Here is an 18,489-nt window from a genome sequence, read left to right on the forward strand (position 1 = left end):
AAAGGCTTACTTGATTAATTATGAGTCATTTCACAAAAAAGAGACATTCATTTTAAACTATGTGGAATGGGAATAAAGAGGTTGCTCTGGGATGCGTTTCAGAAGCTAGACTGGAAACGAACAGTACATCATCCCGTGAGGAGGAACACCATGCGCTTATTTGCCATTGATTTAGACGGTACCTTGTTACACTCAACTCATATAATTTCAAAACGAAATGTCTCAGCCATCAAGCGATGTCAGGAGAACAGAGATATCGTCGTGATCGCGACAGGGCGAGCGGCGTTTGATGCAGCGCATCTGTTACGGATGCATCAGCTTGACTGTCCGATCATCGGTTCAAACGGAGCTGAACTCCGGATAGAACACGAAGGAATAACGATACGGAAAAATGTTTATGTCCCCTCTGATGAGAGTGAAGCCATCTTAAACTGTTTGCTGAAGCAGGACGTATATCTTCAAATTTACTTGGAAGACGAAATTCTGATGACGTATGACGCGACGAATCAGTTGATGAAACAAATCAAAAAGGAACAGAGAACCAATCCGTTGTTTCAAGCTGACGAATTCCTTCAATCCGTGCAACCACAATTGAAACAATACGGTATCCGGGAAGTAACGGATTTCTTAAATGTCGATTTCGCGAAAGTCATGAAATATATGATCGTCAGTCCGAACGCAACCGTACTGAAACAGATTCAAAATGACTTATCATCGCAAAACTGTACCGTTACATGTTCCGGCCCATTTAACCTCGAGGTAACGGCGAACGGAAGCGATAAAGGTATGGCATTGCAACAATTTGCTGAACGGATGGGAATTCCACTGTCGGCAACCGTAGCGATCGGCGATCATCACAATGACTTGCCGATGTTTCGGGTGGCCGGGACAAGTATTGCAATGGGGAATGCGGAAGACGCCGTTAAACGACTGGCGACTTACAAGACAGGACATCATGATGACGATGGAGTTGCCATGGCGTTAGAAACGTTCTGTTCGATTCAAGTCGGACATAAAGGAGTACAGGATGGCAAATATTACTGAGATTGCAAAAACCGCCGGCGTTTCCCGCTCGACGGTCTCCCGTGTGTTGAACAATCAGCCATATGTCATTGCTGAAAAACGGGAGGCTGTCTTACGGGCAATGAAGCTACTGGATTACCGGCCGAATCAAAACGCGGTTCATTTGTCGCGTGGCAAAACAAATGTCATCGGTGTGATGGTCCCGCAAATCAACCATCCGTTTTTCAGTCAACTGATCGAGGGCATCGGTATTGCCTGTGCCGAACAGAACATTTCGATGCTCATCCATCAAACGTTTAATGACAGGCAACAGGAACAGCTGTCGTTTACACAACTGCGGCATAAACAAATCGACGGGCTGATCATCGGATCGTCAGTCAGTCCGCCGGAAGTACTTGAGCGTGTTCGACGCGATGGTCCGGTCGTAATCTGCGAACAGCGGGAAGAAAGTCTCGCGCAGGTCGCTGTTGATCATCAAAGCGGAGTCTTAGCAGTGTTATCTCATTTAGTGGAAAAGGGGCATTCTTCTCTCGGACTGTGTCTCGGAAATCCGGCGAGCGGAGTTGGTTTGATTCGCCGTCATACTTTCAAAGCGTTCGTTCAGGAACACGGACTACTCGTTTCGCCGGATTGGTATTTTGAGGAGAACTATTCCTTTGCCGATGGACAAAAGGTCATGAATCAGTTGTTGACGCTCACAGACCGACCAACGGCGATGATTGTCGGCAACGATTATGTCGCTGCCGGCATCATTCATCAGGCGAAACAAGAAGGTGTTAAAATTCCGGATATGCTTGCTGTGACCGGTTTTGACAATCAGGCGATTGCGGAGGCGATAGGGATGACGACCGTTGCCCAACCGATTGAACGACTCGGAAAAGAAGCGGTCCAAGTGCTCAATCAGTTGATCCGAGGAAAAGAAATGCCCGTCAGTCAGCCGATGCCACTTGAACTGATTGTGCGTGGAACGACATAAAGGTGGTATCTCATCTTCGCGAAGAGGTAGACACAGAGAAAGTGTATTTCAAGAAACAGGCTGAAGTTAACGTACTCAAAAGTAGGTGGCCAGGAGGAGTTACATGAAAATCTATCAATTTTTGACGACTTGTAATATTAAGTGCAATATCTAACAGAAAAGAAGAAAAGTCAAAGGAGGACGTCTCGCAACGAGGGTGTCTTCCTTTTGTATTTATGCAAGCGATTGCATTCCTATTCTTTTAATACCTTGTCCTAAAAGAATCATATTTCTTGCAAAAAACTAGTTTTTATTTCTTAGTTTTTGTGTAAGAATAGAAAACAATAAACTGAGAGAATTTTTAGAAAAATGAACGAACAGACTATCTGCTTTTCGGGATAGGAGAGAGAAATCGTCATTTTTCAAATTCTAAATAATTTATTTGCTTTAAGCCTGGAGGGGAAAGTATGAAAGTGTTGAAAAGATGGAACCGGATTAGTTTAGTGAAACAAATTGTAATTGGCTTAATTTTTGGTATTATCTTAGCGGTATCGATTCCTGAAACCGCAAAATCCTTAACCATCTTTGGCACACTGTTTGTTTCCGCATTGAAGGCAGTCGCACCTGTTTTAGTATTTTTCCTAGTCATGGCTGCGATTGTACAACATAAAAAGGGACAGCAGACGAACATGAAGTCGATCATCTTCCTGTATCTTCTCGGTACGTTCCTAGCGGGATCGATTGCTGTCATCATCAGCTTCCTGTTCCCTGTCTCCATCACGCTGACGGAGAGTGCAGAGAAATTGGCTGCTCCGGATAATGCCGTCGACGTGCTCCGGACACTCGTCCTGAACGTGGTCGACAATCCTGTCAACGCATTGATCAATGCCAACTATATCGGCATTTTAGCGTGGGCAATCGTCTTAGGGTTAGCACTTAAAAATGCCTCAGATACGACGAAGACGTTCATCTCGAACATCTCCGACTCAATCGCACAAGTCGTCGGGTGGATCATTAAACTCGCTCCACTTGGCATCATGGGAATCGTCATCGGTTCGGTGACGGAAAATGGTCTTAAATCACTGCTTGATTACGGTAATTTATTATTGGTCCTGATCGGGACGATGCTCGTCGTTGCACTGGTCGTCAATCCATTAATCGTTTTCATCAATGTCCGTCAAAATCCCTATCCGCTCGTCTTCAAGTGTCTCCGTGAGAGCGGGATTACGGCCTTCTTCACACGGAGCTCGGCAGCGAACATACCGGTCAACATGGAACTCTGTAAAAAGCTTGGCCTCGATAAAGAGACCTACGGGATTTCGATTCCGCTCGGTGCGACGATCAATATGGGCGGCGCGGCAATCACGATTTCCGTCTTGACGCTTGCAGCGGTCAACACGCTAGATATCGCGGTCGATCTTCCGACAGCCATTCTCTTAAGCGTCTTAGCTGCCGTTTGTGCATGCGGAGCTTCCGGCGTTGCAGGTGGATCGCTCCTCCTGATTCCGCTCGCTTGTAGCCTGTTCGGGATTCCGAATGATTTAGCGATGCAGGTCGTAGCCGTCGGACTGATCATCAGTGTCCTGCAAGATTCGTTTGAGACAGGACTCAACTCGTCAACAGACGTTTTATTCACAGCGACAGCTGAATATAAAAAACGTTTGAAGGAAGGGGAACAACTGTCGATCAACCGATCGGTCATGGCTGCAGAAACAGCTGAAAAAGTCGTCAATAGCTGACTCGATTGTAAATGTATCGGTGATGCTACAAAAAGGTTAAAACCACCCGGATGGGATGTGTTTTAACCTTTTTTCTTTAGACGAATCGACCAGCTTGGATTAACATCATAAAATAAAAATTCCCATAAATGGTTATCCATTTTATAATGAATAAGAAAATTTGATTTTTTAAGAAAAGTAATCACCGAGCAGAATCTATTAATTACATAGAACACCTAGAAGCTCAGTGTGGCGTGATAACGGGTCATCTCGAGATTGAAGAATTACAAAAAGATGCGCTCAATTGATGCAGTTTCAGGATGCACCGTTTCCGAATGCGGCTACGATGACGTCTCTCGGATTATTACGGTTTCCGCTACAATTCGAGAACGGAGCCGTCGTCGATCATTAAGCGATGCTGTCCGTGATGAAAGAAGAAGCCGAGTGACTGATTGAATTGCTATCGCTTGACGCTAGAGGCGTTGAAATCAGGAGACGCCTTGATCTTCGGACGGACTGGGCGAAACGATTGCGTCAACAGTTACCAAGCGATACGGTGATTCGCCAGTTGAATGGAGAATGGTTCGCCGACCTATAAGAACGGGAGGGAAGTCATGCAACTCATCAAACCAATTAACGGTCAGAATCATTTTTGGCTGTTCGAGAAGGATGGACGGACACTTTACACGTTTCACGGCATCATGGGAGAACGGTTAGAAGAACCAATGAGCGAGCAGAAGTTCTCGCGCTTTTTTCATCTGGATGCTTATATTCGGGAGCTCGCAGCTGAGAAAGAACAAGACGGATACTCCGTCGTTCAAGAAGCGGATTACCAAGAAGTTGTCGTCGAGATCTTTGGTCAGGAGAAAGAATATGACGTCATCTCGGAGCATCGCGCGAACATCGAAGAGGACCTCAATGAATTTCTTTTTTCGTCGGGAAACGGTTATTTCTTAGAGGATGACTATGGTCCGGAAGCAATCGAATTCGTCCTTTATGTTCTCGAACCGTCTCAGATCGTCGAACCCGTCATTGATTATTTTAAGAAACAGTATGGCGTGACGAAGATCCGGGTGGGGCAGGCAAAGGTTCATTACGGCCGACACTTGACCGGACTTTATCCTACAGGGAAGAACTTTAATCGGAAAAATTAATTCGAAATTTCGTAAAAGGAGTATTGAACATGAAACAGCAAATCGGCTTACCAGGCATCACGGAAGAACGACTCCAAGAGATAGAGTCAGAACTCGGCTTCGAGCTTCCGAAAGAACTACGAAACAGGTACAAGCGCGAAAACAAGTTCAGCGTCGGTGAATGGGAATTTCATCCGATCAAGGACGAGCAATATATCAAACGGACATGGGACGATCTCGTTCGTGTCAACAAGGAGGACTCGGATGATTATCCAGAAGGGTTCTTCCGGATTGCGGCGGACGGAAGTGGTGACGAACTCGGGTATCAGCTTCCGAATACGGAGACGATCGTCTTGTGGGATCACGAGGAACAAGAATTGTTGCCGGTAGCGCCGACGTTGAAGGCGTTCATTGAAAAAGAACAACAAGTGGACCGTAGTGCAGAACAAGCAGAACTCTTCTTACAGACGGTTCTTGAGACAGGCGTTGTTTATGGGCTATCAAAGTTCGAACAGTCGGGCTGGGCGTATTGTCCGTCAAATCAAGACGAGACGGACGTGCTGTTATTCTTTTCGACGGAAGCGTCGGCAAAAGCACTGCAGACGAAGGAATGGGCGAACTATCATCTGATTCGTTTAGACGTCGACCTGCTCGTTGAAGGATGGTTACCGAACATGATCGACGACGGACTGTATTGCGGACTGAATTGGGAACCGGAGCTCGTCGGACTTGAGCTTGATCCGGAAGATGTTCTGGCAGATCTGGAAGGTTAACATGATTCAGACACTCAGTAAACAAGTGGGAGGCATCACCTATGTCTGGTTCTTGTACCGCGACGGTCGAACGATTCAGATGTATCACGGTGTCACCGAACAATGGAAGCTCGATCAAGATGTCAGCGATTCAATCGAAGAACAGTATACATTTCGGCGCCAAGCAAAACGACGGATGGAGGAATTGATTGCAGAGAAGGAGGCGGAAGGATACAAGCAGGATGATATTTACGGGATGCAGCTCGGACGAAAGGAACGCGAGACGTTTCGACGCCGGACGACATGGCTCGCTTATCTTCTTGTTGGACTAGGGCTGTTCTCTATTTTGATGCCATTTTCCGTTTCACCAATTATTATTCTCGGGGTCGCCATACTCATGATGTGGTTAGTTTTCCTAAGTAAAGACCATCTGCCGACATGGCTTCGGGTGATTTGTTTTATTAGTTATTTTATTATGCATGTCAGTTATCGCCAGGAATCGTATACTCCATATTTGTACCCTGTGCTTTCAATCGGAACTGGAGCGCTTCTTTGGTTGTACCTCCGAAAAACGAGATAGACAATAAAATCGTAAAAAGAATTTTAAAGTAAATAGGTTGATGAAGAAGAGATTGACGACTAAAAGAAGTTTAATCTTTGGAACTTTTTCTTTAACGAAACTTAATAAAATAAAATATCGTAGTTACTAACATCCTAACATTCTTATGCCGAAAAACAGTTTGCTTTATGAAAATCGATAATAAATATTTTGGAGGAAACGCTTGTGATCTTACCATTCATCGGTCTTGTTGCCGGTCTCTTCTTATTGATAGTAGGAACGTACCTCATCCGGTCGAAGCATGCGAAGCAGACGCCGTTAGAGGGACATGGGAGTTACGTCGACAACATCGATTCATTCGTTCTTGGCATCCTACTCTCAATCGGAACGATCATTTTTTTTTCGTTGACCGTCAGACAGTACGGTTATATATGTATCGCAGGAGGATTGTTCGTACTGTACGGTGTCAATTCTGTCTGGTAAACGATTGAGATGAGGAATTGACTCATCTTGGAAGTAGTACATAAAGCGGAGTAAAGGGAGAGCACAATGATTCAATTATTAAAACAAATCGACGATCAAGTGCACCACATCGTCTATCACCAGGAAGGACGAACGTTGTTTTACCGGGAAGGGATTGCCCGCAAAGAACAGATAAAGAATAGTGAAGACATGATGGAAATCAATGAAGAGTCGTCGACTGTCCGCGTACCCTGTCGAAATACGATTGTCGCCTATCGTCAGAAAAAAGAATGGATTCGTGAGAAGCTGGAAGACGGCTATATGCGCTCAACGTTTTCGCAATCAGAAGCGATTGAATACCGCACAGACCGACGGATCATAAAGTTGCGTATTTTAAGCGCTTTACTCGTCCTATTGAGTGGGTTACTGACGCTGACCGATATCTTACCAATCCCAGGATACATAACACTCGTCGTTCTGATGCTTTTCTGGCCGATGCATCTCGAAGGGAAATCAGTACGTGAGCGCTTTTATCGCTGGTCAGGAGTACTTTTCCTGTTTGCGTTAGCTGGCTCATCGAAAAATTACTTAACACCAATCAATCTTTCGATTAACGGAGCGGTCTGTCTCATCTCAGGATTCATTCTCCTGTTGTATACGACAGAACAATTACAGAAACTTGCGACGAAAGGAATCACGTATCATGACGAATCAATCAAACAAGGTGATTGAACTCAAGCGCGCCAATGGTCAAGCGACCGATTACTGGGTTAGTTAACGGATGGGGCGCACGCTCTATCAAGTGTCCGTTCAGGAACAAGCGGATGGTCAAACGGATGAAGGGGAAGTCATCAAAGAACGTTTTCCGTTCTACTTCGGGATGAAGAAACGGATGCTCGAGTTAGCAGAAGAGAAGGAAACAAACGGCTTTCGACCGTTGACTGAAGAAGAACGCACAGCGAACATCATCGAGACAGAAGAACCTATGCTTGATTCAGCTTTCTTCAAGCCCGCTATTCGGTACGCTTGGTTGATGCTCGGTCTTGGAATCCTTCTGTTTCTGCTGCCTTCACCAATCCTAAACGGACTCGCGTTCGCACTCGGCTTATACGTCTGGTATGAGACGTTTGGGCAAGCGGGAATGCCGCGCAGTTATCAAAGATATTTTCACGGGATGCTTGCGGGGTTGACGATCTTACAGGTGTTATCAGCGATTGAATTGGAACGGGAAGTGCAACCGTATTCCGCTGCAATCTGCGTGTTTTCAGCAGTGATGTTGGTATTGCTTGTCGTACAATACCATTGGAAGAGAACCGATCAAATCGGACATGGTGAAAGTATCAGTATTCGAAAAATAAAAGAATATCCTGATTTTGATGAGTAAAAGTAAAAATCTCAGTCTCTCCATTTTGGGAAGGCTTATGGATATTAGAATACTGTAAAATATAGGTATCATGTTGATTTTCATGATTCATCAACTGAATCGGTCGACAGGGGAAGGAGTTAAGCATGAATCGTTATACCAGGGCCACTCGCGCCGCTGTACTATTGTCGATGTTCGACATGAGACGACGAGCGATTAGATTGTTAGGGAAGCACGTCGTGCGTCTCGGAGAACCAAGAGAAAAATCGAGTATGTTGCTCCAAATCGGTATGCTGCATCTGGAACTCGCGGAAGAGCAAGAAGCGAGTCGATATTTCGTAGAAGGATTGACGATCGTAGAATCGATGGAACTTGAGTATGCGCCACAGTTTTTAGCTATTTTACAAGTCATTCAACGGCAAGAGACACCGATGGTTGCAGAGTACTGGGTTCAAAATTTTACTTATCGGATTGTAGATCATCCGAAGTTCACACGGACGATTGCTGGTCTTGAGCTTTCAACCAACTAAAATCATGCATTATGTCCGCTATTTTTCGTACTTCATGATTCTTGTCACGGTCTTTTAATATATTTCGATGTATCTGACATCTGACAAAAAGCTGTTGATGATGGGACACAGTTGCTTCATCATGCTGGTAGTTATAATTTTTATTCGTGTATCTGGCACACTTTTTGACGCGGTGTGCAAAAAAGAAGGGAACGATGTAAGTAACGGGTTCCGTTTCCTATCGCAAAACTCTAAAATGTATAACAAAATGACTGGCAAATTGTACGCTAATTTGTTAGTCATTTTTTGTTGTTATATTGAGGTTTTCATTAAAATATCATCTTTTTTTGTAATGTAATTGATACCTCGATTTGTTAGCACACAATCAGTAGTGTAAGGCGACAAATTGACTGGCAAATTGCCTTACACAAATTTACCTAAAAAAGGGAGATGGACAAATGAAAATCGAACCAAAGTAACCGAGCGCCAAACCGAAACAGTTTAAGCTTTCCTTCAAGTCGCACAAGATTTTGGAGCATTACTCTGATTACACAGGCTTAACGGAATCACAGGTTTTAGAGGAAGTCTTACCGCATTTACTGAATGACAAAGACTTTATCGCACACATCGAAAGCAAACGCAACAACACACGCGTCAAGCGAGAGTTGGGATTATGAGATGCTTAAAATCAAACGTATCACAAACTTCACCGACCGTATTTGCCTAACAGACCCGAATATACCCTCCTCAGAAACCACACAACGACACCTCGATTACCTCACCTTGTCAGACAAAACTATGGGAACTCAATACGCCAAATTTACTTTCAGACCTACGCACTTTACTTGGAAAGGAAAAACACACGAAATCCAAATCAACTACTGCTCCAATCCATTTTGTAAAAATCATTTAGAACCACAAACGAAATAAGGAATCGGCAAAAACCAACGCTATAACATCACAGGAACCACTCCTGACCGAAGCGTTATTTGAAATCCCGATCCAACCGATCCGAACATCATACCCACTTTGAACTGCAACACCAAATCGTATTCCAATGGGTCTTTGGCAACCGAAATTGAACGCTTGGTCCTAATAAACTCAGTCGTACCCTTAAATCCCGTTTATCAGTTTCACAAAGATGGGTGTGCCAATCCAGAAACCTTTTTCACGCAGCCAAAGACATTTTATAAACGTGGAAAGGCGTCTTCAAGCGCACAGATTGTCCAGTGTAAAACGTGTAATAAGTACACGAACATTCTACCATCCAAAGTGGAAACGACTTCTTATCATCAAAAACGGAACGACATTTTGCCGATGTTCGCGGATATGATTATTCATCACATTCCTGTATCAGGCACTTGTAAGGTCTTGAAAATTGGTCGTTCGACTTATTATGAAAAATTGGAATGGTTGTATCGCTGTTACTTGGAATTCCTTGAGACAAGGGAAAAAGCATTCGAAAAGAAAGTGTTCCCAAGAATCTGGGTAAACACCGATATTATGATGTACGTCCTCAACAATGTCCGAAAGAAAGGGCAAACGAAAAAATTCAAAAGAGGAAACCAAAAACAATTGCCGACACAAGTTGTCATTTCTACGGATATGAGTTCAAGATATGTATTCCGTGCCAATGTTGCTTATGATTGGGATATTTCGTTCGACCAAATTGAATTTGATACCTTCACTTACAAAGACGACCATTTAAAAGAAGAGCTACGAAAGAATGCAAAATACACAAAGCATTCATATTACCCGCAGTTTCCGACACTTAATGACAATCAAACCAACGCTGATTACAGTCGCGAGATGATTGAATTAAACCGCAGAAAAGAATATGTGGATGGTCTTCACGTGAAGCATACTTATACTGCGATGGCTCAACTGTTTTTAATCAAGCAGATGGTCAAAACACCTAAATGGCGATTTGTAAGTGATGATGATCGTGTGTTGAAAGTGGCGATTAAAAAGGCTTTCGCAGAAGAAATGAAAAATGGACAAGCTCACTATCTGGTGAACAACTTTGACAAAACGCTTTCCAGAGAAGAGGCTTACAAGGAATTCATCGAATTAAGTAAATATCTTCGGGACTGGGCCGAAACCAAAGGAATGAAAGACTTACCGCATTATGAAAAAGCGGTTGCCTACCTGACAGAAAAATTAGCTACACACAAATTCTACGAAACCAAAACAGCACCTAACGGAACAGATTATAATATCCATAAGCCGAATGAAATTGAACATCCAATAGCAATGGCTGACAGAGGAAATCGATACATTAATGTTCTGAGCGATACATCGAAACTATCGGATGAGCATTTGGCGCGATTGATCGTAAGAGCTAATGATAATTCGGTTAACACATTCTTTCAAGAAATCCGACGGTCAATCTCAATTTTAGAGAGACCACTTATTACAAGTCGTGGCGATGGGAAAAGTAATATCTATTCAAACTTCAATCCGCGCTACGCACAAATGAGTATTACGATTTTACGAACCTACTATAATTTCTGCAAGACCTATCAAGTTGGCAAACCAGAAATCGGACCTGACGTAAAGAAGATTAAAAAGCTAAAAAACTCCAGCTCAAAAACTTGGCATTGCCAATCGTGTTTATACCTGGGAAGACATTATTTATAAACGTTAAAACAAAAAACGCTTAACCAATCTTCGGCTAGGCGTTTTCTAATGAGTCGAGAGTTTTAAGGAAGGACTGTGTTAAAGGTTGAAGTTGATATTTATAGAAAAAATAGGACTCCCAATTATATGGAAACCCTATACTAAATTATTGTCTTATTAAACTAAAGCAATTTCATTAGATGAATTGTTCATTAAGGTGTGTTCCAAAAGAAAGTTGTGACTATAAAAGGAATAATAATCGCAATGAGTAAGATTAAACCATTTCCAATTAAACCAATCTTCTTATATACACCTTTTTCGGCAAATAGTGCTAAAACGAACCCTATTGCAGATAAAATAACATTGCTCAACAAAAGATTGTCATTTCCGAAAAGCATAATAATATAGAATACTAATCCAACAAAAAATAAAACAGTGGAAAGAGTACCTAAAATTCTTTTCATTTTTTATACCCCCTTATTTTTTTCTCAAACTAATTTACATTGTTATTTTGTATATTCACTACAAGCTTCTTTCCTTCTTTTATACTTCAGAACATTTCGTTATTCATATTACAACTATTTTCCATATAAAATCCAAATACCCTGAAATATCTATAAAAAACACCCCAACCGCTAAAGCTCTGTATTACCAGAATTTCTCGCAAATTAGGGCGCATTTTGTTATACAATTTCTATTACATTTTGTATCACATTTTAAAGTTTTGCGATAGGAAACGGAACCCGTTACGATGTAAGTCGTCTCCTTCTTTTCTATACGTTAAGTTAAAGTACCAAACGTCAGTAGTTTGTTTAAATGTCAACTCCGATTATTTTAAGAATTGCAACGATTACGATGACGGATAACGCAAATGATCCGGCATAAGCCAACTGCTTTTTCATAGACCAAAGTTCTTCCTTCTATGTTTCAAAGTTAAAGTTGCCTGAGGCAAGTATGTACGCATACGTTTCTTGTTCATGCTGTTATCGTAACACGGCTGCAATTTTTTGTTAATAATATTCAATTTAGAAAAACATGACTCATTGAAGGTGGTAATCGAAGTGCCTAAAAAATCACTGCAGGACCATGCTTTTTACGGAAACATCAAAAAGCTGAAAAAGTGTATCGACCGCGGGGACGATCTGGATGCACTGGATGAAGAAGGAAATTCGGCATTGCACTGGGCAATCGAGGAAGGGTATGACGAAATCGTCACGCTTTTGCTTGAGCACCGCGCAGACATCAACCGACAGAGCCGGGACGGGTTAATGCCGTTGCACCTTGCGTTGTATGAAAACCGGTCCGCTATCGCAATGCAACTGATTGATGGTGGTGCCGCTATTGATTTTGACGGACACGGATTCACGGCGTTGCACTTCATCGCCGCGCGCTCCGGCAACAAACGAGTCTTGCGTCGTTTACTTGAAGATTGCACACGTGTTGATTGGCAGACGGATGACGGAGTAGGTTATACACCTCTGCATTATGCCGCACAGGAAGGAAAAGTAAAGAAGATTGTCATGCTGGCAGCGGCAGGAGCTGATGTCAATCGCATCGAAATGAACGGATTCACACCATTGCACCTCGCAGCAGGAGAAGGACATGTCAAAGCGGTAGAGGCGTTACTGGCGGCAGGGGCAGACATCGAAATCGAAAATCGATTAGACGATAACAATACAGCTTTGATGCTCGCCAGTCAGTATGGTCTGACGGACATCACGAAAGTGTTGCTGGCACACGGTGCAGAGCGGGATCATCAGGATGCAAAAGGGCGAACGGCGCTCGACTTTGCATTGAAACACCGGTATCCGGAAATCATTAAGCTGTTCCAAACCATACATAGGGGGAAATAAGATGAAGAAATGGATTGGTCTCATCATTCTTGTACAAACGATCTTGTTTGGCATGCTGATTATTCAACTCGACAAGATGACAGACACGATTGCGGAAGCTGGGGCATATATCGCTACGAAAAACGGTAGTCTTGCTTGGGGAGGCGGTCTTCCGGTAATGGATTATGTCTTATTCGGCATCTTGATCATTGTCGGCGTCTTCCTCCTCATCCCGGAAGAAAAATTAAAGTGAAAACGATTAAAAAGTTGTAGGTCGATTTTGCTCTTAGGTGATAAAATAAAAGATGGGATATTTCTCCTGATATTTACTTAATTTTATTTAAAAGGGTGGGTTCATATGAAAAAAGTAACATTTCGGAACGTGTTAGCAAGCGGTGTCGTGACAGCGCTCGTATTGACAGGGGCTTCCTTCCAGGGAGGAGTCGCCGATGCGGCGACAAAAACAAAGACGACCCAAGTCGTGAAGAAGAAGACGGACTATAAAAAGTATCGCGCGAAACAATTGAAAGTTGTTGCTTCATACGATAGCACCCTCTTTCACATAGATCGATTTGGTGGCATCAAAGTGCCGGACTATGTGACTGATCCTGTCTACCGTGCACAAGTCGAACGGTATAATAAAAAAGTCGAGGCGTTTAAAAAAGACCGTGCAGCTGCGGTCAAAGAAGTCAAAGCAATTAAAAAATTCATTCCTGAAGTGAACACGGCGAAGGAGAAAAAGATAACGGATCGACGTGTCGCGGCCTTGAAGAAAGAAACGGCACGCTTGAAGACGAAATCACAAGCGTTGTTGAAACAGGGCCAGGCCCTGTACAAAGTCATCACAAACTATGAGAAACAACAAGTCCTCTCGTTTGAAAGCCAGTACGGTTCAATCAGCGAAGCGTTGACGCTGATCAGCTACCGTGACTATTTGACGCGCTTGGACAACTATTTAACAGAAAATCATTACAGCAAGGATGCAAAAGCGGATATTATCGACCTCAACAGTGAACGGATGTTAAACGCGCGGGAAGAATCGTCAGAACGATTAGGGGATACGCGTGGCAAGATGTTCCTGTTGATTTACGCCGGTAAATTCGAAGAAGCGAATGAACTCTTTACGTATGCGAAAGATACGATCGTCGTCGAGGAAAATGCCCGGCTTGACGCGTTATACACGAAAATCATTAATCGGTATATGAAGAAGTAAGTATGAAACAGCATCCTTGCCGGGATGCTGTTTTTACGTAAACAAACAGGAAAGGAAGAATCATTCTCCCTTTCCTGTCGTCGGTTAATTTCCTGGCTTTGTTTTATAGAAACTGTAGAAGACGCTGATCAAAATGACGAGGACGATCGTTCCAAGCGACATCCAAATCGGCATTTTGTAGACATCACCGAGAATCATCTTCGCTCCGATGAAGACGAGCATGAAGCTGAGTCCGTGCTTCAGGTAGTAGAAGCGGTCGATCAGGTTCGCGAGGACGAAGTAGAGACTACGGAGACCAAGGATTGCCATAATGTTCGCATAGAAGATGATGAACGGGTCACGCGAATAGGCAAAGCTTGCTGCGACCGAGTCGACGGCAAAGACGATATCCGAGATCTCGATGAAGATCAACGCGATCAACAGCGGTGTGAAGAACAACTTGCCGTTGATTCGCTGCGTGAACTTACCGGACGAGATGTCTTGTGTGATCGGCAAACGCTTTTCAAGCCAACGGACCGTCTTGTTCTCTTCAAGCGACGTTTCCTGCCCGATGTTCTTGAACATCATGTAACCGGTGTAGACGAGGAACGCACCGAAGATGTAGTAGACCCAAGCAAAGTTATCAAGAAGCGACACGCCGGCGACGATGAAGATGACGCGGAAGAGGATGGCACCGAGAATACCCCAGAACAAGACTTTGTGCTGATACTTCAGTGGAATCGCAAAGTACGCAAAGACGAGTGAGAAGACGAAGACGTTATCAATCGCGAGCGCCTTTTCGATGAAATAAACGCTCGTGTATTCGATTGCGGCGTCGCTGCCTTGCGCATAGAATAACCAACCGCCAAAGGCGACGGCGAGTCCGATCCAGACGAACGTCCAGGTCCAAGCTTCTCGAAGCGAAACCTCATGAGCTTTCCTGTGAAATACGCCAAGGTCCAGTGCGAGCATGATGAAGACGATCGCTAAAAATACAATCAATAGTGTCAACAGCGCTTCCTCCTTTTAAGTGGTGTTCTGTTCATATTTCAATTATAGGTTCAAATGAACTTAAAGTAAAGAGAGGAGTGTGCTGCTTTTGTTTAAAAAATCAGTCAGACACTTTTTCGCCTTAAAATCAAAAGGAACGTCAAAAGGGGGGAATGGAATGGAAAAAACAAGTGCCATCAACAAAACCGCCTGGGAGTACCGGGCTTATGAATTTTGGCGACAACGTGACGGGGCGCCGCTGGATAAAGCAAACGAGATTTTGATTAACCCGAAAGCAAGTCTTAAAAAACATCAGGACTATTTTCAAGAAGTGACCGGCAAACGGATTGCTAACCTGTGTGGTTCGAACGGTCGCAAAGCGGTTCCACTGGCGTTACTCGGTGCTGACGTCACGGTCTTCGACATCTCGGAAGAAAACCGCCGTTATGCGCTTGAGCTTGCGGCCTGTGCCGGGACGGAAATTGAATACATCGTTGGTGATATTCATGACATCGACTTGCAAACCTATCAGCATCAGTTCGATATCCTGTATCTTGAAGGCGGGATATTACATTACTTTCATGACCTGGAGGCGTTCGCGTCGATTTTGTTTGCCTTGCTCAAGCCGGGCGGGAAGCTGATTTTAAGCGACTATCACCCGATCAAACGTTGTATTGATGGGGAGTCACAGTACATCCCGCGTTATTTCGGTCAGGAGATATATGAAGCGGAAATTGCGTACCAATCGCATTTTGATCCGGCTGAACAAACGGAGTTTCCGAAGGTGATGCTGCGGCACTATACGATGAGTGAGATTGTGAACACGGTCATCCGGAGCGGCTTCACCCTCGCACAACTGGACGAGCACCGGGGCTGGAACGGCGAAAACATCCCGTGGGAATTCACGCTCGTCGCGACAAGATAAAACCCAGCGTCCTGATGGATGCTGGGTTTGTTTGACGATTATCGGTTTTTGTCATTTGCAAATATGAAAATTCATTTTTACAGGCGTTCAAGACGACGTGAAACGGCAGTCAAGATGACGGCCAGAATGACCATGATGCCGCCGACCCACGGTGTGTGGACGAGTCCGATCGTATCGGCGACGAATCCGCCGATCGTTGCACCGAGTGCAATTCCGATATTAAAAGCGGCGATGTTTAGGGCTGAAGCGACATCGACCGCTGCCGGGACATATTTTTCTGCCAACTGGACGATATAGAGCTGGAGTCCCGGGACGTTCATGAAGGCGAGCAGCCCCATTAGAATAATGCCGATGATGCCGGCGACTTTAAACGGAATCATGAAGGACATCGCGATCATGACGATCGCATGGACGATGAACATATAGAACAATGCTTTGATTGGATTACCATTCGCAAGCTTTCCGCCGACGGCGTTGCCGATTGCAACGGCAATCCCGTAGACGAGCAGAATGATACTGATCAAGCTTGGGCTGATTTTCGTTACGTCCTGCATGATTGGTGTTAAATACGTGAAGGCGACGAACGTTCCGCCGTAACCAAGAGCCGTGATCAAGAAACCGAGCATTAAGCGTCCGTTCGTCAACAATTTGAACATGTCGGAGAACTTAGCAGGTGGAGATTGTTTCAAGTCTTTCGGAATCAAGAAGAAGCTGGCGATGATGGAAATGATTCCAAGTGCTGCGACGGCAAAAAATGTCGCGCGCCAGCCGAACGATTGACCAATGAACGTCCCGAGTGGCACACCTGTAACGGTCGCGACAGTTAATCCTGTGAACATCAAGGCAATCGCACTGGCTTTCTTATGTTCCGGTACAAGCTGGACGGCAATCGTCGCACCGATTGAGAAGAAGACGCCGTGCGAAAACGCCGTGATGAAACGGGCGACGATCAACAGTTCAAAACTGGGAGCGACGGCAGAGACGAGATTACCGGCGATGAAGACGACCATCAATGCCATCAGTAACGTCTTGCGGTTCATCCGATTTGTTAAAGCAGTCAAAATCGGCGCACCGACGGCGACACCGATCGCGTAACCGGAAATGATGAGACCAGCGAGTGTAATACCGATATTTAAGTCATCGGCGATCGCTGCGAGCAGTCCGACGGGAACAAACTCCGTCGTACCGATACCAAAAGCGCTAATTGCAAGTGCGAGCAGGGCGAAGCGGCCGTTTTGCGGGACCTGTTCCCGTTCGGCACGCGGATTTAATTGATTCATGATGATTCCTCCTAAAGTAAAATGAAGTAAAGCAGCGTAAGCGTGCTCTGAACGACCGGGCCCGGTTCGTTTTGATGAATGAGAAACACTTAGGCGTGACCTCATCATAGAGCGAGAGATTTATAATTGGAAGTACGTACTTTCAAGTACCATAGGCACTAAAAAGTACCCTACCCTCATCGATTGAAGCAATGGACGAAGATGGCTTGTACTTTCCGTTGACAATTGTTATCATAAACCCATCAAATCAACTTGAGAAGTACGCACTTTCAAGTACGATAGGCACTAAAAAGTACCTGTCCCGCTGTACTTCAAGAATCGAAAGGAAGAATCAGCATGGCCTACAACATTCCGGTCGAAGCGACGCTACAAGTCATCGGAGGCAAATGGAAAGTCGTCATCATGTGTCATCTCATTAAAGGCGAACGCCGGACAAGCGAATTGAAAAAACTGATGCCGAACATCACGCAGAAAATGTTGACGCAACAACTACGGGAACTCGAACAGGACGGTGTCATCATCCGGACCGTTTACGAACAGGTTCCGCCGAAAGTCATCTATTCCTTATCCGAATACGGTTGGTCGTTGCGCCCAATCTTAGACGCGATGTGCGCCTGGGGGGAAGGACATATCGATTTGACGGGCGAGGAAGTCGTGTCTTCTTAAAGAAAACTATCATACTGCACATCAAAACGACCGCCTGGAGTCAGGGCGGTCGTTTTTGTTAGTCCGATTGGAGTGTATGACCATGCGAAAGGAATTAGGGGGTTAAAACAACGAATTCCTTATTAAGGAAATTCATACCTTAATAGGAGGTGGTCGATTTGAATAGTTCGTTAATGTTTCCGGTCGATGTATGGTTTTACATTTATTTTGCCATCGGGGCAGTGGTTGTTTTTCTCATCGGTTACGGGATTGCCAAGAAAACGCAGAAGCAGGACAGAGGCTTTTCGTTTATCCTGCTGATGAGTGTAGTGTTGTTCACGGCTCTAGCTTACTGGTTCAACGGTGCGGCAAGAGAAGTCTTTATGGGAACGTTGCCTTGGCTGTTCAATCTCGTATTCGGCGGCGTACTGCTGATCGTGTTCCTTGCCGGTTCCAAAATGATTTTCAAAAGAATTTAAAGGTCAGTCGCTGTCGACGGACGGTTCCTTTCATAGGACCGTCCGTATGTACG

The 18,489-nt window shown here is 44.4% G+C and carries 20 protein-coding genes; 17 read left to right on the forward strand and 3 right to left on the reverse strand.

The window, feature by feature from the left end:
* The first annotated feature begins 150 nt into the window (after nucleotides 1-150).
* The 11 genes from P403_RS0115045 (at nucleotide 151) to P403_RS16180 (ending at nucleotide 11,114) form a co-directional block, all read left to right on the forward strand.
* Entirely contained in the window at nucleotides 151-1,044 is an 894-nt protein-coding gene (locus tag P403_RS0115045) for a Cof-type HAD-IIB family hydrolase (protein WP_051667430.1), read from the forward strand.
* Nucleotides 1,028-1,999 carry a LacI family DNA-binding transcriptional regulator gene (locus P403_RS0115050; RefSeq protein WP_029333518.1) on the forward strand — a complete coding sequence of 324 codons (972 nt, stop codon included), beginning with the start codon at nucleotides 1,028-1,030 and terminating at the stop codon, nucleotides 1,997-1,999. Before P403_RS0115045 ends, P403_RS0115050 begins: the two co-directional genes overlap by 17 nt.
* Before the next feature lie 446 nt (nucleotides 2,000-2,445).
* Entirely contained in the window at nucleotides 2,446-3,717 is a 1,272-nt protein-coding gene (gene sstT, locus P403_RS0115055) for a serine/threonine transporter SstT (RefSeq protein WP_029333519.1), read from the forward strand.
* A 593-nt stretch (nucleotides 3,718-4,310) separates the two neighbouring features.
* Entirely contained in the window at nucleotides 4,311-4,850 is a 540-nt protein-coding gene (locus P403_RS0115065) for a hypothetical protein (RefSeq protein WP_029333520.1), read from the forward strand.
* A 29-nt stretch (nucleotides 4,851-4,879) separates the two neighbouring features.
* Nucleotides 4,880-5,602 carry a DUF2750 domain-containing protein gene (locus tag P403_RS16335; RefSeq protein ID WP_051667432.1) on the forward strand — a complete coding sequence of 241 codons (723 nt, stop codon included), beginning with the start codon at nucleotides 4,880-4,882 and terminating at the stop codon, nucleotides 5,600-5,602.
* 1 nt (nucleotide 5,603) lies between these two features.
* Nucleotides 5,604-6,161: a hypothetical protein gene (locus P403_RS0115075; RefSeq protein ID WP_029333522.1), complete on the forward strand. Its 558-nt coding sequence runs from the start codon at nucleotides 5,604-5,606 to the stop codon at nucleotides 6,159-6,161.
* A gap of 204 nt (nucleotides 6,162-6,365) precedes the next feature.
* On the forward strand, nucleotides 6,366-6,623 hold the full coding sequence (locus P403_RS0115080) for a hypothetical protein (RefSeq protein WP_029333523.1): 258 nt from the start codon (nucleotides 6,366-6,368) through the stop codon (nucleotides 6,621-6,623).
* A 66-nt stretch (nucleotides 6,624-6,689) separates the two neighbouring features.
* Entirely contained in the window at nucleotides 6,690-7,334 is a 645-nt protein-coding gene (locus P403_RS0115085; protein ID WP_029333524.1) for a hypothetical protein, read from the forward strand.
* Between the two features lie 49 nt (nucleotides 7,335-7,383).
* Entirely contained in the window at nucleotides 7,384-7,986 is a 603-nt protein-coding gene (locus P403_RS16175; RefSeq protein ID WP_235195233.1) for a hypothetical protein, read from the forward strand.
* A 125-nt stretch (nucleotides 7,987-8,111) separates the two neighbouring features.
* Nucleotides 8,112-8,495: a hypothetical protein gene (locus tag P403_RS0115095; protein WP_152638929.1), complete on the forward strand. Its 384-nt coding sequence runs from the start codon at nucleotides 8,112-8,114 to the stop codon at nucleotides 8,493-8,495.
* Between the two features lie 1,308 nt (nucleotides 8,496-9,803).
* Nucleotides 9,804-11,114, forward strand: a complete 1,311-nt coding sequence (locus P403_RS16180; protein WP_152638930.1) for a hypothetical protein — start codon at nucleotides 9,804-9,806, stop codon at nucleotides 11,112-11,114.
* A 191-nt stretch (nucleotides 11,115-11,305) separates the two neighbouring features.
* Here P403_RS16180 and P403_RS0115105 read toward each other — a convergent pair whose 3' ends face one another.
* Nucleotides 11,306-11,557: a hypothetical protein gene (locus P403_RS0115105; RefSeq protein WP_029333526.1), complete on the reverse strand. Its 252-nt coding sequence runs from the start codon at nucleotides 11,555-11,557 to the stop codon at nucleotides 11,306-11,308.
* 597 nt (nucleotides 11,558-12,154) lie between these two features.
* Here P403_RS0115105 and P403_RS0115115 point away from each other — a divergent pair.
* The 3 genes from P403_RS0115115 to P403_RS0115125 all read left to right on the forward strand — a co-directional run bounded on the left by P403_RS0115115 (nucleotide 12,155) and on the right by P403_RS0115125 (nucleotide 14,138).
* Nucleotides 12,155-12,946 (forward strand): ankyrin repeat domain-containing protein, encoded by a 792-nt coding sequence (locus tag P403_RS0115115; protein ID WP_029333527.1) that lies wholly within the window; start codon nucleotides 12,155-12,157, stop codon nucleotides 12,944-12,946.
* Between the two features lies 1 nt (nucleotide 12,947).
* Complete coding sequence (locus P403_RS0115120; protein ID WP_235195234.1) at nucleotides 12,948-13,178, forward strand: hypothetical protein; 231 nt, start codon at nucleotides 12,948-12,950, stop codon at nucleotides 13,176-13,178.
* A gap of 105 nt (nucleotides 13,179-13,283) precedes the next feature.
* Entirely contained in the window at nucleotides 13,284-14,138 is an 855-nt protein-coding gene (locus tag P403_RS0115125) for a hypothetical protein (RefSeq protein ID WP_029333529.1), read from the forward strand.
* Nucleotides 14,139-14,222: 84 nt separating this feature from the next.
* Here P403_RS0115125 and P403_RS0115130 read toward each other — a convergent pair whose 3' ends face one another.
* Nucleotides 14,223-15,128 carry a TerC family protein gene (locus P403_RS0115130; protein ID WP_034801309.1) on the reverse strand — a complete coding sequence of 302 codons (906 nt, stop codon included), beginning with the start codon at nucleotides 15,126-15,128 and terminating at the stop codon, nucleotides 14,223-14,225.
* Between the two features lie 157 nt (nucleotides 15,129-15,285).
* Here P403_RS0115130 and P403_RS0115135 point away from each other — a divergent pair, with 157 nt between their 5' ends.
* The gene (locus P403_RS0115135) at nucleotides 15,286-16,032 is read left to right on the forward strand and encodes a class I SAM-dependent methyltransferase (protein ID WP_029333531.1); all 747 of its coding nucleotides are present in this window, start codon (nucleotides 15,286-15,288) and stop codon (nucleotides 16,030-16,032) included.
* Nucleotides 16,033-16,109: 77 nt separating this feature from the next.
* Here the strand turns inward: P403_RS0115135 and P403_RS0115140 are convergent, their stop codons facing one another.
* Nucleotides 16,110-17,312 carry an MFS transporter gene (locus P403_RS0115140; protein WP_029333532.1) on the reverse strand — a complete coding sequence of 401 codons (1,203 nt, stop codon included), beginning with the start codon at nucleotides 17,310-17,312 and terminating at the stop codon, nucleotides 16,110-16,112.
* Between the two features lie 336 nt (nucleotides 17,313-17,648).
* Between P403_RS0115140 and P403_RS0115145 the strand changes: the two genes are divergently transcribed.
* Together P403_RS0115145 and P403_RS0115150 are read left to right on the forward strand one after the other, a co-directional pair.
* Nucleotides 17,649-17,978: a winged helix-turn-helix transcriptional regulator gene (locus P403_RS0115145; protein WP_026829663.1), complete on the forward strand. Its 330-nt coding sequence runs from the start codon at nucleotides 17,649-17,651 to the stop codon at nucleotides 17,976-17,978.
* Between the two features lie 158 nt (nucleotides 17,979-18,136).
* Nucleotides 18,137-18,436: a hypothetical protein gene (locus P403_RS0115150; protein ID WP_029333533.1), complete on the forward strand. Its 300-nt coding sequence runs from the start codon at nucleotides 18,137-18,139 to the stop codon at nucleotides 18,434-18,436.
* The last annotated feature ends 53 nt before the right edge of the window (nucleotides 18,437-18,489 follow it).

Source organism: Exiguobacterium oxidotolerans JCM 12280, assembly GCF_000702625.1.
Classification (GTDB): domain Bacteria; phylum Bacillota; class Bacilli; order Exiguobacteriales; family Exiguobacteriaceae; genus Exiguobacterium_A; species Exiguobacterium_A oxidotolerans.

Coding starts and splice junctions, on each gene's coding strand:
- P403_RS0115105 (WP_029333526.1), bottom strand. CDS start 11,557: ATGAAAAGAATTTTAGGTACTCTTTCCACTGTTTTATTTTTTGTTGGA.
- P403_RS0115050 (WP_029333518.1), top strand. CDS start 1,028: ATGGCAAATATTACTGAGATTGCAAAAACCGCCGGCGTTTCCCGCTCG.
- P403_RS16335 (WP_051667432.1), top strand. CDS start 4,880: ATGAAACAGCAAATCGGCTTACCAGGCATCACGGAAGAACGACTCCAA.
- sstT (WP_029333519.1), top strand. CDS start 2,446: ATGAAAGTGTTGAAAAGATGGAACCGGATTAGTTTAGTGAAACAAATT.
- P403_RS0115065 (WP_029333520.1), top strand. CDS start 4,311: ATGCAACTCATCAAACCAATTAACGGTCAGAATCATTTTTGGCTGTTC.
- P403_RS16180 (WP_152638930.1), top strand. CDS start 9,804: ATGATTATTCATCACATTCCTGTATCAGGCACTTGTAAGGTCTTGAAA.
- P403_RS0115140 (WP_029333532.1), bottom strand. CDS start 17,312: ATGAATCAATTAAATCCGCGTGCCGAACGGGAACAGGTCCCGCAAAAC.
- P403_RS0115095 (WP_152638929.1), top strand. CDS start 8,112: ATGAATCGTTATACCAGGGCCACTCGCGCCGCTGTACTATTGTCGATG.
- P403_RS0115045 (WP_051667430.1), top strand. CDS start 151: ATGCGCTTATTTGCCATTGATTTAGACGGTACCTTGTTACACTCAACT.
- P403_RS16175 (WP_235195233.1), top strand. CDS start 7,384: ATGGGGCGCACGCTCTATCAAGTGTCCGTTCAGGAACAAGCGGATGGT.
- P403_RS0115145 (WP_026829663.1), top strand. CDS start 17,649: ATGGCCTACAACATTCCGGTCGAAGCGACGCTACAAGTCATCGGAGGC.
- P403_RS0115085 (WP_029333524.1), top strand. CDS start 6,690: ATGATTCAATTATTAAAACAAATCGACGATCAAGTGCACCACATCGTC.
- P403_RS0115125 (WP_029333529.1), top strand. CDS start 13,284: ATGAAAAAAGTAACATTTCGGAACGTGTTAGCAAGCGGTGTCGTGACA.
- P403_RS0115135 (WP_029333531.1), top strand. CDS start 15,286: ATGGAAAAAACAAGTGCCATCAACAAAACCGCCTGGGAGTACCGGGCT.
- P403_RS0115120 (WP_235195234.1), top strand. CDS start 12,948: ATGAAGAAATGGATTGGTCTCATCATTCTTGTACAAACGATCTTGTTT.
- P403_RS0115075 (WP_029333522.1), top strand. CDS start 5,604: ATGATTCAGACACTCAGTAAACAAGTGGGAGGCATCACCTATGTCTGG.